Here is a 14,753-nt window from a genome sequence, read left to right as displayed (position 1 = left end):
TCATGCAAACAAACAAACGGATTTATTTGTCTCCGCCTCATATGAGCGGAAAAGAACAGGAATACATCGCAGAAGCCTTCCGTTCCAATTGGATTGCCCCGCTCGGTCCGCTCGTCAATTCGTTTGAAGCGCGGCTCGCGGAATATGCGGGAGTGAAAAGCGCGGCGGCCGTAAGCTCGGGAACGGCCGCCATCCATCTTGCCCTGCGGCTTGCGGGTGTGAAAAAAGGAGACGTTGTATTTTGTCCTTCCTTTACGTTTGTCGCCACGGCGAATCCGATTGTGTATGAGCAGGCTGAGCCCGTTTTTATTGATTCGGAATGGGAGACGTGGAATATGTCGCCCGATGCGCTTGAGCGGGCGCTGCGGGATGCAAAGCGGCGCGGCAGACTCCCGAAAGCGGTGATCGCCGTCAATCTTTACGGCCAAAGCGCGAAAATGGATGAATTAATGAGCCTTTGTGACGCATACGGCGTCTGTCTGATTGAAGACGCTGCCGAGTCCTTAGGATCAACATATAAAGGCAGGCAGAGCGGCACGTTCGGCCGTTTCGGCATTTATTCCTTTAACGGCAACAAAATCATTACAACATCGGGAGGCGGCATGCTCGTGTCTGACGATGAAGCCGCGATTGAAAAAGCGAGGTTTCTTGCGTCCCAGGCGAGAGATGCCGCCGTTCATTACCAGCACAGCGAGCTCGGGTATAACTACAGGCTCAGCAACATTCTCGCGGGCGTGGGGATATCGCAGCTGGAAGTGCTCGAAGATCGCGTCCGGGCGAGGAGAGAAATCTTTCACAGGTATCGGGAAGCGCTGGAAACATATCCGGGCATCCGCATGATGCCGGAGCTTGAAGGAACGGTTTCAAACCGCTGGCTGACGGCTCTGACGCTTGATAACGGCGTGACGCCGGAAGAAGCCGTCGCCTGTCTTGCGGAACAGAACATTGAGGCCCGGCCGCTGTGGAAACCGCTGCATACGCAGCCGCTTTTCTCATCTTCCGTCTTTTATCCTCACAGCGAACATGAGCGGGTCTCTGAGAACCTTTTCAGCCGGGGTATCTGTCTGCCGTCCGGGTCTGACTTGTCTTCTGAGGAGCAGCAGCGTGTCATTGACGCACTTGCGCAATTGTTTGAAACGAAAGGGGAGAAAACATGGACAGCCGCCATGTTATGAGCCGATTAAAAGAGACGCTGACGGGTCTGCTCAGCGTTATACCGCCGCAATCTGACATCATTTATGCCGACTATCCCCTCTACGGAAATGTAGGGGATTTATTGATTATGAAAGGGACGGAGGCGTTTTTTAAAGCGCACGGCATCCGCGTCAGACAGCGCTGGAATCCCGACAATTTTCCATTCGGGCGCCGGGCGGACAAAAAGACGATCATCGTCTGTCAGGGTGGCGGAAATTTCGGGGATCTCTATCCGTACTATCAGACGTTCAGGGAAAAAATCGTCAAATCCTTTCCGGAAAACAGGATCGTCATCCTGCCGCAATCCATCTATTATCAGGATGAGACACGGCTTGAGAAGACAGCGGCGCTTTTTGCGGAGCACAAGGATCTCCACCTGTTTACGAGAGATCATGTGTCATACGAGACTGCGAAACGCTTTTTTTCGGCGAATCATATCGGGCTTATGCCTGATATGGCCCATCAGCTGTATCCGATGGCGGCGTCAGCGGCTCCGTCACGCGGCAGGCTTCATTTTATCCGCACGGATGGGGAAATCAATCCGAAGCTGCAAAACAATTCTTCCGTTAAAAGCTGCGACTGGCAGGATGTGCTGTCAGCAAGCGACCGCAGGGGAATCGCTTTTTTCCAAACGCTGAATGTTTTGAATAAAAAAGCGGGAAACCCGCTGCCGATTGCGCGGTTTTGGAAACGCTATTCCGATTTCTTAACGAAGAAATCGGTCCTGTTTTTCAGCAGGTACGAATCGGTGGAAACGTCAAGGCTTCACGGCCACATTCTGTCCTCGCTTCTCGGGAAACCGAATACCGTCATTGATAATTCATACGGGAAAAACGCCAACTATTATTACACCTGGATGCACGAAGCGCCGGATGTCCGTCTGATCGGGGAAACCGCCGGCACGAAGGAAAACCTTCCGCTGTGAATGAGCGGAAGGTTTATTTTGTTTCTCCGCGTTTTACTTTGTTGTACGCCTCATCCAAATGCTGAATTCTTTTGAGCACAACCGAGTTTTTCGTCAGCTGATCCTGAACAAGGGTTGAGACGACGGAGCGGTAATAGCTGTTCATCGCATGAATTCGGTCTTCATTCGGATTCATTTCAATGTGCTGTGTAAAGTTTTCAATAAAATAAGGAACAGAAAAAAGTTCTGACATCTATAAAGCAACTCCTTTTAATAAGTATATACGGTATGAAACCAATCATGTACAATGAAAAAAGGGGAGTGAGCATGATGGATATCAAACTTCAGCAAACACAAATGTTAAAGCCTCAATTAACGCAAGAGCTTAAACAGGCTATCACATTACTCGGATACAATTCCGCGGAACTGGCCGGATATATTGATGAGCTCTCACTGGAAAACCCTCTGATTGAACGAAAGGAAACAGACACGCCGCCACTATCTTACCATAAAACAAGTAAAAACAGGATGAAAGAACGGGACGGAAGCCAGCAGATCAGACATACCCGCAAAACGCTGCAGGATTCGCTCAAACAGCAAGCCTTAGATATGAAGCTGTCCGATGACGAGAAAAAAATTTTCAATTATCTGATACATTCATTGGACTCAAACGGATATTTAAAAGAGGACATACCAGCTGCCGCCGACCATGTATCCGCTTCACAAGAGGAGACGGAAGCGGTTCTGAAAAAGCTTCAATCCCTTGAGCCCGCGGGAATCGGCGCCCGGTCTTTGCAGGAATGCATCCTTCTTCAGCTCCGCCGTCTTCCCGAGCGGAACGAACAGGCGGAATGGATTGCCGACGCCTATTTTGAGCTATTTGCAAGAAAGAACTGGAAAGCGCTTACACTAAAAACGGGCATTCCGCTTAAAGACATTCAGGACATCGCTGACATGATCAGCGCCCTTGATCCGAGGCCGGGGCTCCGTTATGCGCATGAGGAGCCGGGTTTTTACGTGGAACCGGATATTTTCATCACAGTGAAAAACGGCATCATTCAAGCGCAGCTCAACAGCCGTTCGTTTCCTGACATCCAGCTTCATACCCATTATCAGCCGCTCTTGTCAGCTGCCGGGTGCCGTGACACGAAAAATTATCTGTCGGCAAAATATCAGGAGTGGCGCTGGCTGAACCGGGCTTTGTCGCAAAGAAAACAAACGATCACGAGAATTATCGGCGTCCTGACTGAACGGCAGGAATCCTTTTTTCTCACAGGAAAAAGCGGAATGCAGCCGCTGACCTTAAGAGAGGTGGCGGAAACGCTGGAGCTCCACGAATCAACGATCAGCCGGGCCATCAAAGGGAAGTACGTTCAGACGCCGTACGGACTGTATGAAATGAAAACATTTTTCTCGGCGAAAGCTGAATCGTCGGGGGACGGCGGCGCCTCCAATTATGCCGTAAAAGCGCATCTGGAGGCATTGGTCGGTAAAGAAGATAAAAAGAAACCTTTTTCAGATCAAAAGCTTGCCGATCTGCTGCATGAACAATATGACATCCGAATCTCAAGGCGCACCGTCGCCAAATACCGTGACCAATTAAATATTCCGCCGTCATCGGCGAGAAAACGGTACAGCTGAAACCTCCCCGAGCCAAACCCCGGGGAGGTTCTCCGTGTTACGGGATCATCCATGAAAACAGATGATGCTGTAAAAATGTAATGAGACAGACGAGCAGAAGCAAAAACAGACTGTGCTTAATCGTAAAACGGAAAAGGTCGGCCTCCTTGCCCGCCAGACCGACAGCGGCACAGGCAACCGCAATGGATTGCGGAGAAATCATTTTTCCGGTGACACCGCCTGATGAATTGGCGGCAACGGAGAGAACCGGGTCCATCCCGACAGAGAGCGCCGTCACCTTTTGCAATCCGCCGAACAACAGATTGGCCGACGTATCAGAGCCGGTAATAAATACGCCGAGCCAGCCGAGCACCGGCGAAAAAAAGGTAAACATCGCGCCCGTCATGGCAAGCGCAAGACCGAGTGTCGTGCTCATGCCGGAAGCATTCGTCACATAAGCAAAGCCGACAACAGAAACAATGGTCACGACCGGAAGCGTTAACTCTTTCACCGTTTCTATAAACGCTTCGCCCCATGTCTTCCACGACATGCCGAGGGCGAACTTGGAGATGACGGCGGCAATCAGAATCGCCGTCCCCGCTGAACCGAAAAGCTCAAGTTTGTACACGGCTTCAATCGGCGTGCCGTCCGCCTGAAGAATCTGCTGATTTACAAATGGGACGGGAGGCGTGAAGGTCAATGCACGCCCGGCTGCATTCAGCCAGGAAAGCCACATTGACGTTCCTTCATAATGACCGGTTAAGGCAGCCTTCACGCCGGGAATCCCCCAGACGGATATCATGGCCGTCAGAAGAAGGAAAGGAGACCACGCTTTAAACACCGCGGCGCCCCCGTACTTGATCTGCGTCCGGTCAGCGGCCGCTGCTGATTCCCGTTCTGCCGCGAAACGAAAGGCCGTTTTCGGTTTCCAAAATTTCAAAAACAGAGCGAGCGCGGCCATGGAAACTAGCGCCGACAGCACATCCGGAAGCTCAGGCCCTAAAAAATTCGAGCTTGCGTACTGCACGGCCGCAAAGGAGATGCCGGAAACAAGAATGGCCGGCCATATCTCAAAAGCCTTTTTAAACCCGCTCATCAAAATGATTAAGTACAGCGGAATAAAGACGGATAAAAACGGAAGCTGCCGGCCGACCATTTGAGAAATTTCCATTGCCGGTATCCCGGTCGGACCTTCGACGGCGGTAATCGGAATGCCGATCGCGCCGAAGGCAACGGGCGCCGTATTGGCAATCAGGCAAATTCCCGCCGCATACAGCGGCTGAAAACCAAGTCCGACGAGCAAAGCGGCCGAGATCGCGACGGGAGCGCCGAAACCGGCGGCGCCTTCTAAAAACGCCCCGAATGAAAAGGCGATGAGCAGCGCCTGCAAACGCCGGTCATCTGTAATTGAGAGCACCGAACTCCGGATAATCTCAAACTGTCCTGTTTTCACGGTGATTTTATACAGAAAGACCGATGTGACGATAATCCAGCCGATCGGAAGCAGCCCGTATACCGCTCCCTGAGAAGCGGACATCACCGCTTTTTCCGCCGGCATGCCGTAAACAAATACAGCGATTAAAAGTGAAACGGCTAACGTTAAAAGCCCCGCGATGTACCCCTTCATCCGTTTCACCGCAAGCGCCCAAAAAAAGAAGATAATCGGCACGAGCGCGCAAGCTGCCGATAAAAGCAAATTTCCCCCTAAAGGAGCGTACCCCTGTGTCCATTGCATCCCTAAAAAACCCCTCCTTATGTCATGTAAGCGATTACTTTTTATGATAAGGTCATCTGATGACCGGGTTAATTAGCATTATATTTTGAAAGTTTTGAAAGTACAATACTTTTCTTGAACAAATTGTCTGAACCTGTCGGCAATACAAAAAAAGAAGTATAATAGACGATAAACATCAAGATTCACAAGTGACGGGGTGATCGCGTTGAAATATAAACAAATTAAAACGAAAAAAATCTACGAGGAAGTCGCTGACGCATTGCTGGAGAAGATAAAAGCGGGCGAGCTTAAGCCGGGTGAAAAGCTTGATTCCGTTCAGGCGCTTTCTGAGAGTTTTCAGGTCAGCCGCTCGGCGGTCAGAGAAGCGCTGTCGGCTTTGAAAGCGATGGGGCTCGTCGACATGAAGCAGGGAGAAGGCACATACATAAGAGAATTTGAGCCGTCTCATGTTTCCCAGCCGCTTTCTTCCGCCCTTTTGATGAAAAAAGAGGACGTCAAACAGCTGCTCGAAGTCAGAAAGCTGCTTGAACTCGGCGTCGCCGCCATGGCCGCTGAAAAACGCACCGAAGACGATTTACAAAAAATCCGCCAAGCTCTCCTGGAGATGAAAGACATTGACGGAGACGAAGAATTGGGCGAAAAAGCGGATTTCTCCTTTCACATGGCGCTGGCGGAAGCATCACAAAACGGGCTGCTCAAGCATCTCATGAATCATGTCTCCGCGCTCCTTTTGGAAACAATGAGAGAAACGAGAAAAATTTGGCTGTTTTCTAAACGAACGAGCGTGCAGCGATTGTATGAAGAGCATGAACGCATTTACAGTGCCGTCGCCGCCAAAGACGCGGATGAAGCGGAAGCCGCGATGACCGCGCACCTGACGAATGTGGAAGACGTGCTGGGGGCTTATTTTGAAGAAAATGTATAGAAGCTGACTTGTGAAAGGGGATAACATCACATGCAGGCCGAATCTTTTTTTTCTGACCATGTAAAGAAAGCTCTGACAAACGATCCTCCAGGGGAATGGATGCCGGCAGTTCCGAAAGCGTGCATCCCCCTGCATTCCGGCTATCCCGATCCCGCACTCGTTCCTGATAAGGAACTGAAAGAAGCCGCCGCCCGCCTTCTGGATGAGGAGCGCGATCTGCCGCTGCATTATATGGGAAGCCCGAGGACGGCCGTTTTAAAAAAGCAGATTCAAGAACGGTTAGCCATCCGCGGCATTCACTGTCGGGACGATGAGCTGCTCGTGACGTCAGGCGCCTGTCAGGCGATAGATCTGGCTGCACGGGTTTTCCTCGATGAACAAACCGCCGCTGCCGTTGAAGCTCCGGTCTACATGGAAGCGCTCGAGATTTTTAAAAATTATACACCGCATATCATGAGCATTCCGACAGATCAAGAGGGCCTGCAAACAGAAACATTAGCGTTCATGCTTGAGGAAAGAAAACGAAAAGGGCTTCTGCTTCCCCGTCTTCTCTACACGATACCCGCTTTTCAGAATCCTGCGGGAACCGTAATGTCAGCGAAGCGGAGAACCCGCCTGCTTCAGCTTGCCGAAACGTATGATTTTCTCATCTTGGAGGATGATGCATACGGCGAGCTCGGATTCACCGATATTCCGCCGCCCTTGAAAGCCATGGATCAAAACGGCCGGGTGCTGTACGCCGGTTCATTATCAAAAGTCATCGCCCCGGGTATGAGGATCGGCTGGATTGCAGGGGACGCCGCATTCATCACGGCATTGTCATGGTTAAAAAAAGACTTAGGCCACCCGTTTTCCCAAGCGGTGACCGCCGTCTATCTGGAACAAACGAATGTTGAAAAACGGCTCACCGCCTTGCGGGAAGCATATCAAAGCAAACGTGACGTTTTGCTCGCCGCATCAGCGCGATATCTTCCGGAATCCGCATCCTGGCACGTGCCTGAAGGCGGTTACTTTGTATGGGTGAAAGCGCCGGGAGCGGATACATCCGCAATGCTGGCGAGGGCTCTTTCTCACGGCGTTTCCTATGTCCCCGGTAAATATTTTTTTCTGCATCAGGAAGACGGTGCGGAATATCTTCGCCTGTCGTTCAGTTATGCCGGTAAAGCCGCGATAAAAGAGGGTGTGCAAAAACTGGGACGTCTGCTGGAAAACGGGATGTAGAGCAGCTTGAGGAGCTTTCGGGCTTCTCTTTTTTTGTCCCCTTCAGCGCATCGGACGAAAGGATTTTTCAGAAAAACCTTCCAATCCATATTCAGAATAGTGTAGGATATTCATAGAGCTTTCCTAAAAACAGGTCATCAGATGACCGGATCACATATTGAGGATGAAAGAGGGGTTCATCATGAAAGTCTCATTATTTGTCACGTGCCTTGTGGATATGTTCCAGACCAATGTCGGAAAGGCGACGGTTGAGGTGCTGGAACGGCTCGGGTGTGAGGTGGATTTTCCCGAGGGGCAGATTTGCTGCGGGCAGCCCGCATACAACAGCGGGTATGTGACGGATGCGAAAAAAGCGATGAAGCGGATGATTGCCGCATTTGAAGAAGCGGAGTACGTCGTCAGTCCGTCAGGTTCCTGTACGACGATGTTCCGTGAATATCCGCATCTGTTTCAGGACGATCCGAAGTGGGCGGCAAAAGCGCAGCAGCTTGCGGACAAAACATATGAGTTAACAGATTTTATCGTCAACGTTCTCGGGGTGGAGGATGTCGGGGCGGTGCTGCATAAAAAAGCGACAGTCCATACATCGTGCCACATGACGAGGCTGCTCGGCGTGTCGGAGGAGCCGATGAAGCTTTTGCGCCATGTCAAGGGGCTCGAGCTGACCGCGCTTCCCGGAAAGCACCAATGCTGCGGATTCGGAGGAACATTTTCTGTGAAAATGGCTCAAATCTCTGAACAAATGGTGGATGAGAAGGTCGCCTGCGTGGAAGACACGGAGGCCGAAGTGCTGATCGGGGCGGATTGCGGCTGTCTGATGAATATCGGCGGGCGTCTTGACCGTAAGGATAAAAACGTCAGAGTCATGCACATCGCCGAAGTGCTGAACAGCAGATAACACGAGAAACAACAAGGGGGGAAAATCATGGCGATGAAAATCGGTACCGCCGCTTTTAAAGAGCGGGTATCAGAAGGAATAGATAATGAGTTTATGAGAGGAGCCGTCTCCGGAGCGCAGGAACGGCTCAGGACAAGAAGGCTGCAGGCGGCCGAAGAATTGGGAAACTGGGAGGATTGGCGTTCACATGCGGAAGAAATCAGACAGCATGTGCTGGACAATCTTGATTTCTATTTGGAACAGCTCGCCGAAAATGTCGCCAACAGAGGCGGACACGTCTTTTTCGCCGAAACGGCGGAAGAAGCGTCCTCCTATATCCGCGATGTCATCCGGCAGAAAAACGCCAAAAAAATCGTGAAATCCAAATCCATGGTGACAGAAGAAATCAATATGAACGAAGTGCTTGAGGAAGAGGGCTGTGAAGTCACAGAAACGGATCTCGGCGAATACATTCTCCAGATTGACGATCACGATCCGCCGTCACATATCGTTGCTCCCGCTCTTCATAAAAACAAAGAGCAGATCCGTGACGTGTTTAAAGAGAGACTCGAATACAAACAGACGGAAAAACCGGAAGAGCTCGTCATGCACGCGCGCAGCGTTCTCCGGAAAAAATTTCTCGAAGCGGATGTCGGCATTACAGGCTGCAACTTTGCGATCGCGGATACCGGATCGGTCAGTCTCGTGACGAACGAAGGAAACGGCCGCCTTGTGTCCGCGCTGCCGAAGACGCAGATCACCGTGATGGGAATGGAGCGGATCGTTCCGTCATTTTCTGAGTTTGAAGTGCTTGTCAGCATGCTGACGAGAAGCGCGGTCGGCCAGCGGCTTACAAGTTACATTACGGCGCTGACGGGTCCCCGGCAGCAAGGAGAAGCGGACGGGCCTGAGGAATTCCACCTCGTGGTTGTGGACAACGGGCGTTCCCGCATACTCGGCACGGAATTTCAATCAGTGCTGCAATGTATCCGCTGCGCCGCCTGCATCAACGTCTGTCCCGTGTACCGGCATGTCGGCGGACACTCGTACGGGTCCATCTATTCGGGTCCGATCGGCGCCGTCTTATCGCCTCTTCTCGGCGGATATGACGAATACAAGGAGCTCCCGTACGCATCTTCCTTATGCGCGGCCTGTACGGAAGCATGTCCCGTTAAAATTCCGCTGCACGAGCTGCTGCTCAAGCATCGGCAGAACATCGTGGAAAAAGAGGGCAAAGCGCCGATCAGCGAAAAACTGGCGATGAAAGCCTTCGGGCTCGGCTCGTCATCCCCGTCCCTTTATAAAATGGGATCGAAATGGGCGCCTGCCGCCATGACGCCGTTTACGGAAGATGACAAAATATCAAAAGGGCCGGGGCCGTTAAAAGAATGGACGGCAATACGGGACTTCCCGGCGCCGCATAAATCGAGATTCAGAGATTGGTTTAAAGACCGGGAAAAACAAAAGGGGGAAGAATGATGATGAAAGGGACGGTTACACATCAGGAATCCTTTTTAAACCGGATCGCCGAACGTCTGGGCAGAGAGCGCAGGAAATCAGGCGTGTCCCTGCCTGAATGGAAATATCAGCCTCAATATCAAACGCATGCGGGCTGTACGGAAGACGATCTTGTCACGATGCTGAAAGACCACTGCGTCAACATTCATACCGAACTGATCGAAACGGATGCAGCCGGGCTTTACGACGCTTTGCGCACGCAGGTGAACCGCTTTGAAGGAGGGCCTGTCATCATTCCGAAGGACAGCCGGTTTGAAACGTACGGCTTGCAGACCCTTATGACAGAAGAGTGGCCGGATGAAGGGGTTCCCGTTTGGGAATGGGACGCGGAACAAGGAGCGAAAAATATTGAAAAAGCGGAACAAGCGAATGTGGGCATCACATTCAGCGAGATCATGCTTGCGGAATCAGCCACCGTTGTTTTGTATGCGTCAGAGCATGCCGGCCGTTCTGTCAGCCTGCTTCCGACCACCTATATCGCAATCATCCCGAAATCTTCCATTGTGCCGAGAATGACACAGGCCAGCGATATACTGAAACAGCAGATCAGAGACGGCGTCACCGTTCCTTCCTGCATTAACTATATTACTGGACCGAGCAACTCGGCCGATATCGAAATGGATTTGGTTGTCGGCGTCCACGGACCCGTTAAAGCCGCTTATATCCTCGTGAATGACCGATAAAAAAACAAACCCCGGTTTGCGGCCGGGGTTTGTTTTTATATAAACGCGTTAATGATCATGATAAAACAGATCGCACTGACAGAAATAATCGTTTCCATCGCCGTCCATGTCAGGAACGTTTCTTTTACCGTCATTCCGAAATACTCTTTAATGAGCCAGAAACCGGAGTCATTGACATGTGACAGAATCAAAGAGCCCGCTCCCGTTGCCAATACGAGAAGCTCACTGCTGACGCCCGGCATGACAGATGCAATCGGTGCAACAATGCCGGCCGCCGTCATCATGGCGACAGTCGCTGAACCCGTGGCGACACGGATGACCGCCGCGATCGTCCAGCTTAAAAGAACGGGAGAGAAGCTTGAATGCTTCGCCATGTCAGCGATATACGTGCCGACGCCTGAATCAATCAGGACGTTGTTAAAAGCGCCGCCGGCTCCGATCACAAGCAGAATGGAAGCAATCGGTCCCAGACAGTCATTGCTGAATTTTAAAATGCTTTCTCTGTCAAAGCCCTGATAAAAACCAAGGCTGAAAAAGGAGTAAACCGTGGCGATCAAAAGCGCCGTGACAGGGTCGCCGATAAATTTAAAAGTTTCATAGAGCGTGCTTTTTTCCGGAAGCGCAATTTCGGCAAGCGTTGCCATAAGCATCAGGATCACCGGTACCAATATCGTAAACAATGTATTTGCGAATCCCGGAAGCTTGCGTTTTTCATTCCGTTCAATAAATTGTTTTTTCAACAGTTCGGGAACGGGTTTATGAATGCGCTTACCAATCCATTTTCCGTAAAGCGGCCCCGCGATGATGGCAGTCGGAATCCCAACGATTAAAGAAAACAAAATCGTTTTTCCGACATTGGCGTGATAAATGCCGACAGCCGCCATCGCCGCCGGGTGGGGCGGAACCAATCCGTGCACGACGGAAAGTCCCGCAAGGAGCGGAATCCCGATCGTCACTAATGAAACCCCGGTTTCAATCGCAATCGTAAACAAAAGCGGCACGAGCAGGACGAAGCCGACCTGGAAAAAGACCGGGATGCCGACGATAAAAGCGACGGCCATCATCGCCCAATGTACTTTCTTTTTGCCGAATCGGCCGATCAGGGTGTGGGCGATCCGTTCCGCACCGCCTGATTCAGCCATCATTTTTCCGAGCATCGTACCGAGGGCCAGCACGATCGCAAGCAGCGACAGCGTATTGCCGAGCCCGGTTTTCATCGAAGCGATAATGTCCGGCAGATTCATGCCCGTTGCGAAACCGACAAGGATGGATGTAATCAAAAGACTGATAAACGGATTTAATTTAGCGACCGTAATCAATAAGAGTAAAACGATAATAGCGGCAATGACAATAAACAGTAACATGACCTTTTCACCCTTTCAAAGAAGAATTAACGGCTTTGTTTGAGCTGAAATTCACTGATGACGTCAAATTCATCTTTGAGCTTGTCATACAGCCGCTCGTATAAGTAAAACAGCTCAATATATGTTTCGCTGTTTTTGACGTTCGGTTCATGGCGGTGAGAAATTCTGATCCAGTCCTGAACATCCTCGATCCGTTCCATTTCGCCAAGGCTGTGCAAAGCGAGAACGGCCGCTCCGAGCGCCGAGGCTTCGTAACTTTCCGGAACGAGGACTTCCCGTCCCATCGTATCGGACAAAATCTGCCTCCACAGCGGCGATCTCGCAAATCCTCCCGAAGCCCGCACGTCTTTTGCGGGGCCCGCCAAATCTCTCAGTGCGACACCGATTGAAAAGACGCTCATGATGACGCCTTCCAGCACCGCTCTGATAAAATGCTCCCGTTTATGGCGGAGGCTGATGCCGAAAAACGTTCCGCGGGCATTCGGATTCCAAAACGGCGCGCGCTCCCCTGATAAAAACGGCAGAAACAGCAATCCCTCAGAGCCTGCGGGCACTTTATCAGCGATATCAATCATTAAATCATACGGATCAATGCCGAGCCGCTTCGCCGTTTCGACTTCCGGAGAAGCGAATTCGTCTCGAAGCCAGCGCAGCATAATGCCTCCGTTATTCGTCGGGCCTCCGATGACCCAATGCTTGTCAGTCAGCGCGTAACAGAATGTCCGCGCTTTTTCATCCGTAATCGGCGCATCCGTCACCGAACGCACGGCTCCGCTTGTTCCGATCGTAACGGCCACTTCGCTTTTGCCGATCGCGCCGACTCCAAGGTTGGCGAGCACGCCGTCATTTGCGCCGATAATAAACGGTGTATCCGCATGAATGCCCATCCGTGCAGCGATTTCCGGCGCAAGGCCGCGCAGCTGATGAGTGGTCGGCACGATGTCCGACAGCTGATCTTCCCGGATTCCGGCAATCCGGAGCGCTTCTTCATCCCAGGAAAGCGTATCTAAACGGAACAGCCCCGTTGCCGAAGCGATCGAATAATCGACGACATAAGTTCCGAAAAACTCGTGCAGAATATATTCTTTAATACTGATGAATTTGGCGCTTTTCGCGAATGTCTCCTTGTCCTGTTCTTTCATCCACACAATTTTGGAAAGCGGAGACATCGGGTGAATCGGCGTACCCGTTCTTTTATAAATATCAAAACCGTTCATCTCTTTTAAAATCCGTTTTGATTGCTCGGCGCTGCGGTTGTCCGCCCAAATGATGCTTTTGGTCAGCAGGCCGCCGTTTTGATCGACAGCTATCAATGAGTGCATGGCGGTGCTGATGCCGATTGCAAGCAGATTGTCAGGGCTCAGTCCGGCCTTTGTGACGGCGCCCCTGATGCTTCCGATAACAGCTTCCAAAATGTGCTCAGGATCCTGCTCGGCCCATGCCGGCTTTGGCTGTATCAAATCATAGTGAACCGAATGCTTGGCTAACACTTTGCCTCTTGGTCCGAACAGAACGGCTTTCGTACTGGTCGTGCCGATATCCAGACCGATAACAGCTTGGGTTTCCTTCATAATATATCCCGCCTAATCTGATTGAATAATAAGATAGATTGATAATGTATGCCCTTACAAAGTCAATTATAGGAATAATTTTTTTATAAATCAACGATGAAGAAGAAAATTTTTTTCATAAAATTGCCTCAATTCCCGCTGTATCGGCATTTTCTCTTTTGAAAAATATATATTACAAACGTTTGTGCGCGATCATTTTTCTGATTTGCTGCAAGTTGGCGAGCGTTTTCTCCTGCCGCAGCCGGGCCGTGGCGAAATACAGTGTATCAATGACCGACAGCTGGGCAAGCCTTGCGGACATTGCTTCCGTTCTGAAAGCCGTCTCCCTTGTTGATGTATACAGCACCACGTCGGAAATCTGGGTGAGCGGCGACTTTTGGTAGCTTGTAATGCCGATCGTGCCGGCGCCGAGCGATTTGGCCGTTTTCACCGCGTCGAGCACGTCCTTGTTGCTTCCCGAATGAGAAATGCCGATGACTGCGCTTTCGGGACCGAGAAGACCCGCCGACATCGCCTGAAAGTGAGAATCCGTGTGCGCGATGCAATTTATACCCGTACGCATAAATTTATGATACGCGTCAGTGGCGATCAGCCCGGAACCGCCGTTTCCGTAAAATTCAATTCTGTCTGCTCGGTGGATCATTTCTACCGCTTTTTCAACGTCGGCCGGATCTAATAATTGAAAGGTATCTGTCAGACCGGAAATGTTTGTACGGAAAACTTTCCGGATGATGACTTCGATATCATCGTCGGGGCTCATTTCTTCATGAATGTGCTGCACCGGCTCCTGAACGATCTCCTGAGCAAGCGCGATTTTTAAATCCTGATAGCCGGAAAAACCGAGCCGTTTGCACAGCCTGAAAATTGTCGCTTCAGAGCTTTTCGTTTTTTCCGCCAGCTGAATGATGGAAAGGTGAACCACGTCTTTCGGTTCCTTCACGATATGGTCTGCAATCGCTCTCAATTTTGGCGACAAACCTTTGCTGGCCGCCTGAATCTTCCCGATGCTGCTTGAATTCACAGGGGTCATGCTATAACCTCCCTACTCGAATGTAAACGCATACTTTTATGATAAAGCAAGTTTCAATATAAGGAAAACAGAATTTTAAAATTGTTTTTTCAATTTGGCGTATAAAAAAAG

At 50.8% G+C, this 14,753-nt stretch carries 13 protein-coding genes; 8 read left to right on the top strand and 5 right to left on the bottom strand.

From position 1 onward, the window contains the following. The first annotated feature begins 2 nt into the window (after positions 1-2). A complete protein-coding gene (locus NYE36_RS17495; protein ID WP_007407381.1) occupies positions 3-1,175 on the top strand; it encodes an aminotransferase class I/II-fold pyridoxal phosphate-dependent enzyme in 1,173 nt (390 codons plus the stop codon). Continuing rightward, positions 1,154-2,119: a polysaccharide pyruvyl transferase family protein gene (locus tag NYE36_RS17490; protein ID WP_094032510.1), complete on the top strand. Its 966-nt coding sequence runs from the start codon at positions 1,154-1,156 to the stop codon at positions 2,117-2,119. Before NYE36_RS17495 ends, NYE36_RS17490 begins: the two co-directional genes overlap by 22 nt. A 13-nt stretch (positions 2,120-2,132) precedes the next feature. Here NYE36_RS17490 and yvfG read toward each other — a convergent pair whose 3' ends face one another. After that, the gene (gene yvfG / locus NYE36_RS17485; RefSeq protein ID WP_003151570.1) at positions 2,133-2,351 is read right to left on the bottom strand and encodes a protein YvfG; all 219 of its coding nucleotides are present in this window, start codon (positions 2,349-2,351) and stop codon (positions 2,133-2,135) included. Positions 2,352-2,428: 77 nt separating this feature from the next. Here yvfG and rpoN point away from each other — a divergent pair, with 77 nt between their 5' ends. After that, positions 2,429-3,739 carry an RNA polymerase factor sigma-54 gene (gene rpoN / locus NYE36_RS17480; RefSeq protein WP_225045977.1) on the top strand — a complete coding sequence of 437 codons (1,311 nt, stop codon included), beginning with the start codon at positions 2,429-2,431 and terminating at the stop codon, positions 3,737-3,739. 37 nt (positions 3,740-3,776) lie between these two features. On the opposite strand, the gene lutP is transcribed toward rpoN, so the two are convergent. Then, positions 3,777-5,453, bottom strand: coding sequence for an L-lactate permease LutP (gene lutP, locus NYE36_RS17475; RefSeq protein ID WP_031378309.1), 1,677 nt, complete (start codon positions 5,451-5,453; stop codon positions 3,777-3,779). A 205-nt stretch (positions 5,454-5,658) separates the two neighbouring features. Between lutP and NYE36_RS17470 the strand changes: the two genes are divergently transcribed. The 5 genes from NYE36_RS17470 (at position 5,659) to NYE36_RS17450 (ending at position 10,677) form a co-directional block, all read left to right on the top strand. Continuing rightward, the gene (locus NYE36_RS17470; RefSeq protein WP_007407377.1) at positions 5,659-6,378 is read left to right on the top strand and encodes a FadR/GntR family transcriptional regulator; all 720 of its coding nucleotides are present in this window, start codon (positions 5,659-5,661) and stop codon (positions 6,376-6,378) included. Between the two features lie 30 nt (positions 6,379-6,408). Then, on the top strand, positions 6,409-7,599 hold the full coding sequence (locus NYE36_RS17465) for a PLP-dependent aminotransferase family protein (protein WP_031378310.1): 1,191 nt from the start codon (positions 6,409-6,411) through the stop codon (positions 7,597-7,599). 181 nt (positions 7,600-7,780) lie between these two features. After that, positions 7,781-8,497, top strand: a complete 717-nt coding sequence (locus NYE36_RS17460; protein WP_007613889.1) for a (Fe-S)-binding protein — start codon at positions 7,781-7,783, stop codon at positions 8,495-8,497. A gap of 27 nt (positions 8,498-8,524) precedes the next feature. Further along, a complete protein-coding gene (locus tag NYE36_RS17455; protein ID WP_007407375.1) occupies positions 8,525-9,955 on the top strand; it encodes a LutB/LldF family L-lactate oxidation iron-sulfur protein in 1,431 nt (476 codons plus the stop codon). Next, the gene (locus NYE36_RS17450) at positions 9,955-10,677 is read left to right on the top strand and encodes a lactate utilization protein C (RefSeq protein ID WP_265451103.1); all 723 of its coding nucleotides are present in this window, start codon (positions 9,955-9,957) and stop codon (positions 10,675-10,677) included. Before NYE36_RS17455 ends, NYE36_RS17450 begins: the two co-directional genes overlap by 1 nt. 35 nt (positions 10,678-10,712) lie before the next feature. Here the strand turns inward: NYE36_RS17450 and NYE36_RS17445 are convergent, their stop codons facing one another. From NYE36_RS17445 to NYE36_RS17435, 3 genes are all read right to left on the bottom strand, one after another. Continuing rightward, on the bottom strand, positions 10,713-12,041 hold the full coding sequence (locus NYE36_RS17445; protein WP_007407373.1) for a GntP family permease: 1,329 nt from the start codon (positions 12,039-12,041) through the stop codon (positions 10,713-10,715). Positions 12,042-12,067: 26 nt separating this feature from the next. Then, positions 12,068-13,612 carry a gluconokinase gene (gntK, locus tag NYE36_RS17440; RefSeq protein WP_053104522.1) on the bottom strand — a complete coding sequence of 515 codons (1,545 nt, stop codon included), beginning with the start codon at positions 13,610-13,612 and terminating at the stop codon, positions 12,068-12,070. 172 nt (positions 13,613-13,784) lie between these two features. Further along, entirely contained in the window at positions 13,785-14,642 is an 858-nt protein-coding gene (locus tag NYE36_RS17435; RefSeq protein ID WP_003151588.1) for a MurR/RpiR family transcriptional regulator, read from the bottom strand. Between the last annotated feature and the right edge of the window lie 111 nt (positions 14,643-14,753).

The sequence above is a fragment of the Bacillus sp. FSL R5-0593 genome (genome assembly GCF_038603755.1).
Classification (GTDB): Bacteria; Bacillota; Bacilli; order Bacillales; family Bacillaceae; genus Bacillus; species Bacillus velezensis.
The sequence above is the reverse complement of the archived record's forward strand: the minus strand, read 5'-3'. Positions and strand labels throughout refer to the sequence as shown.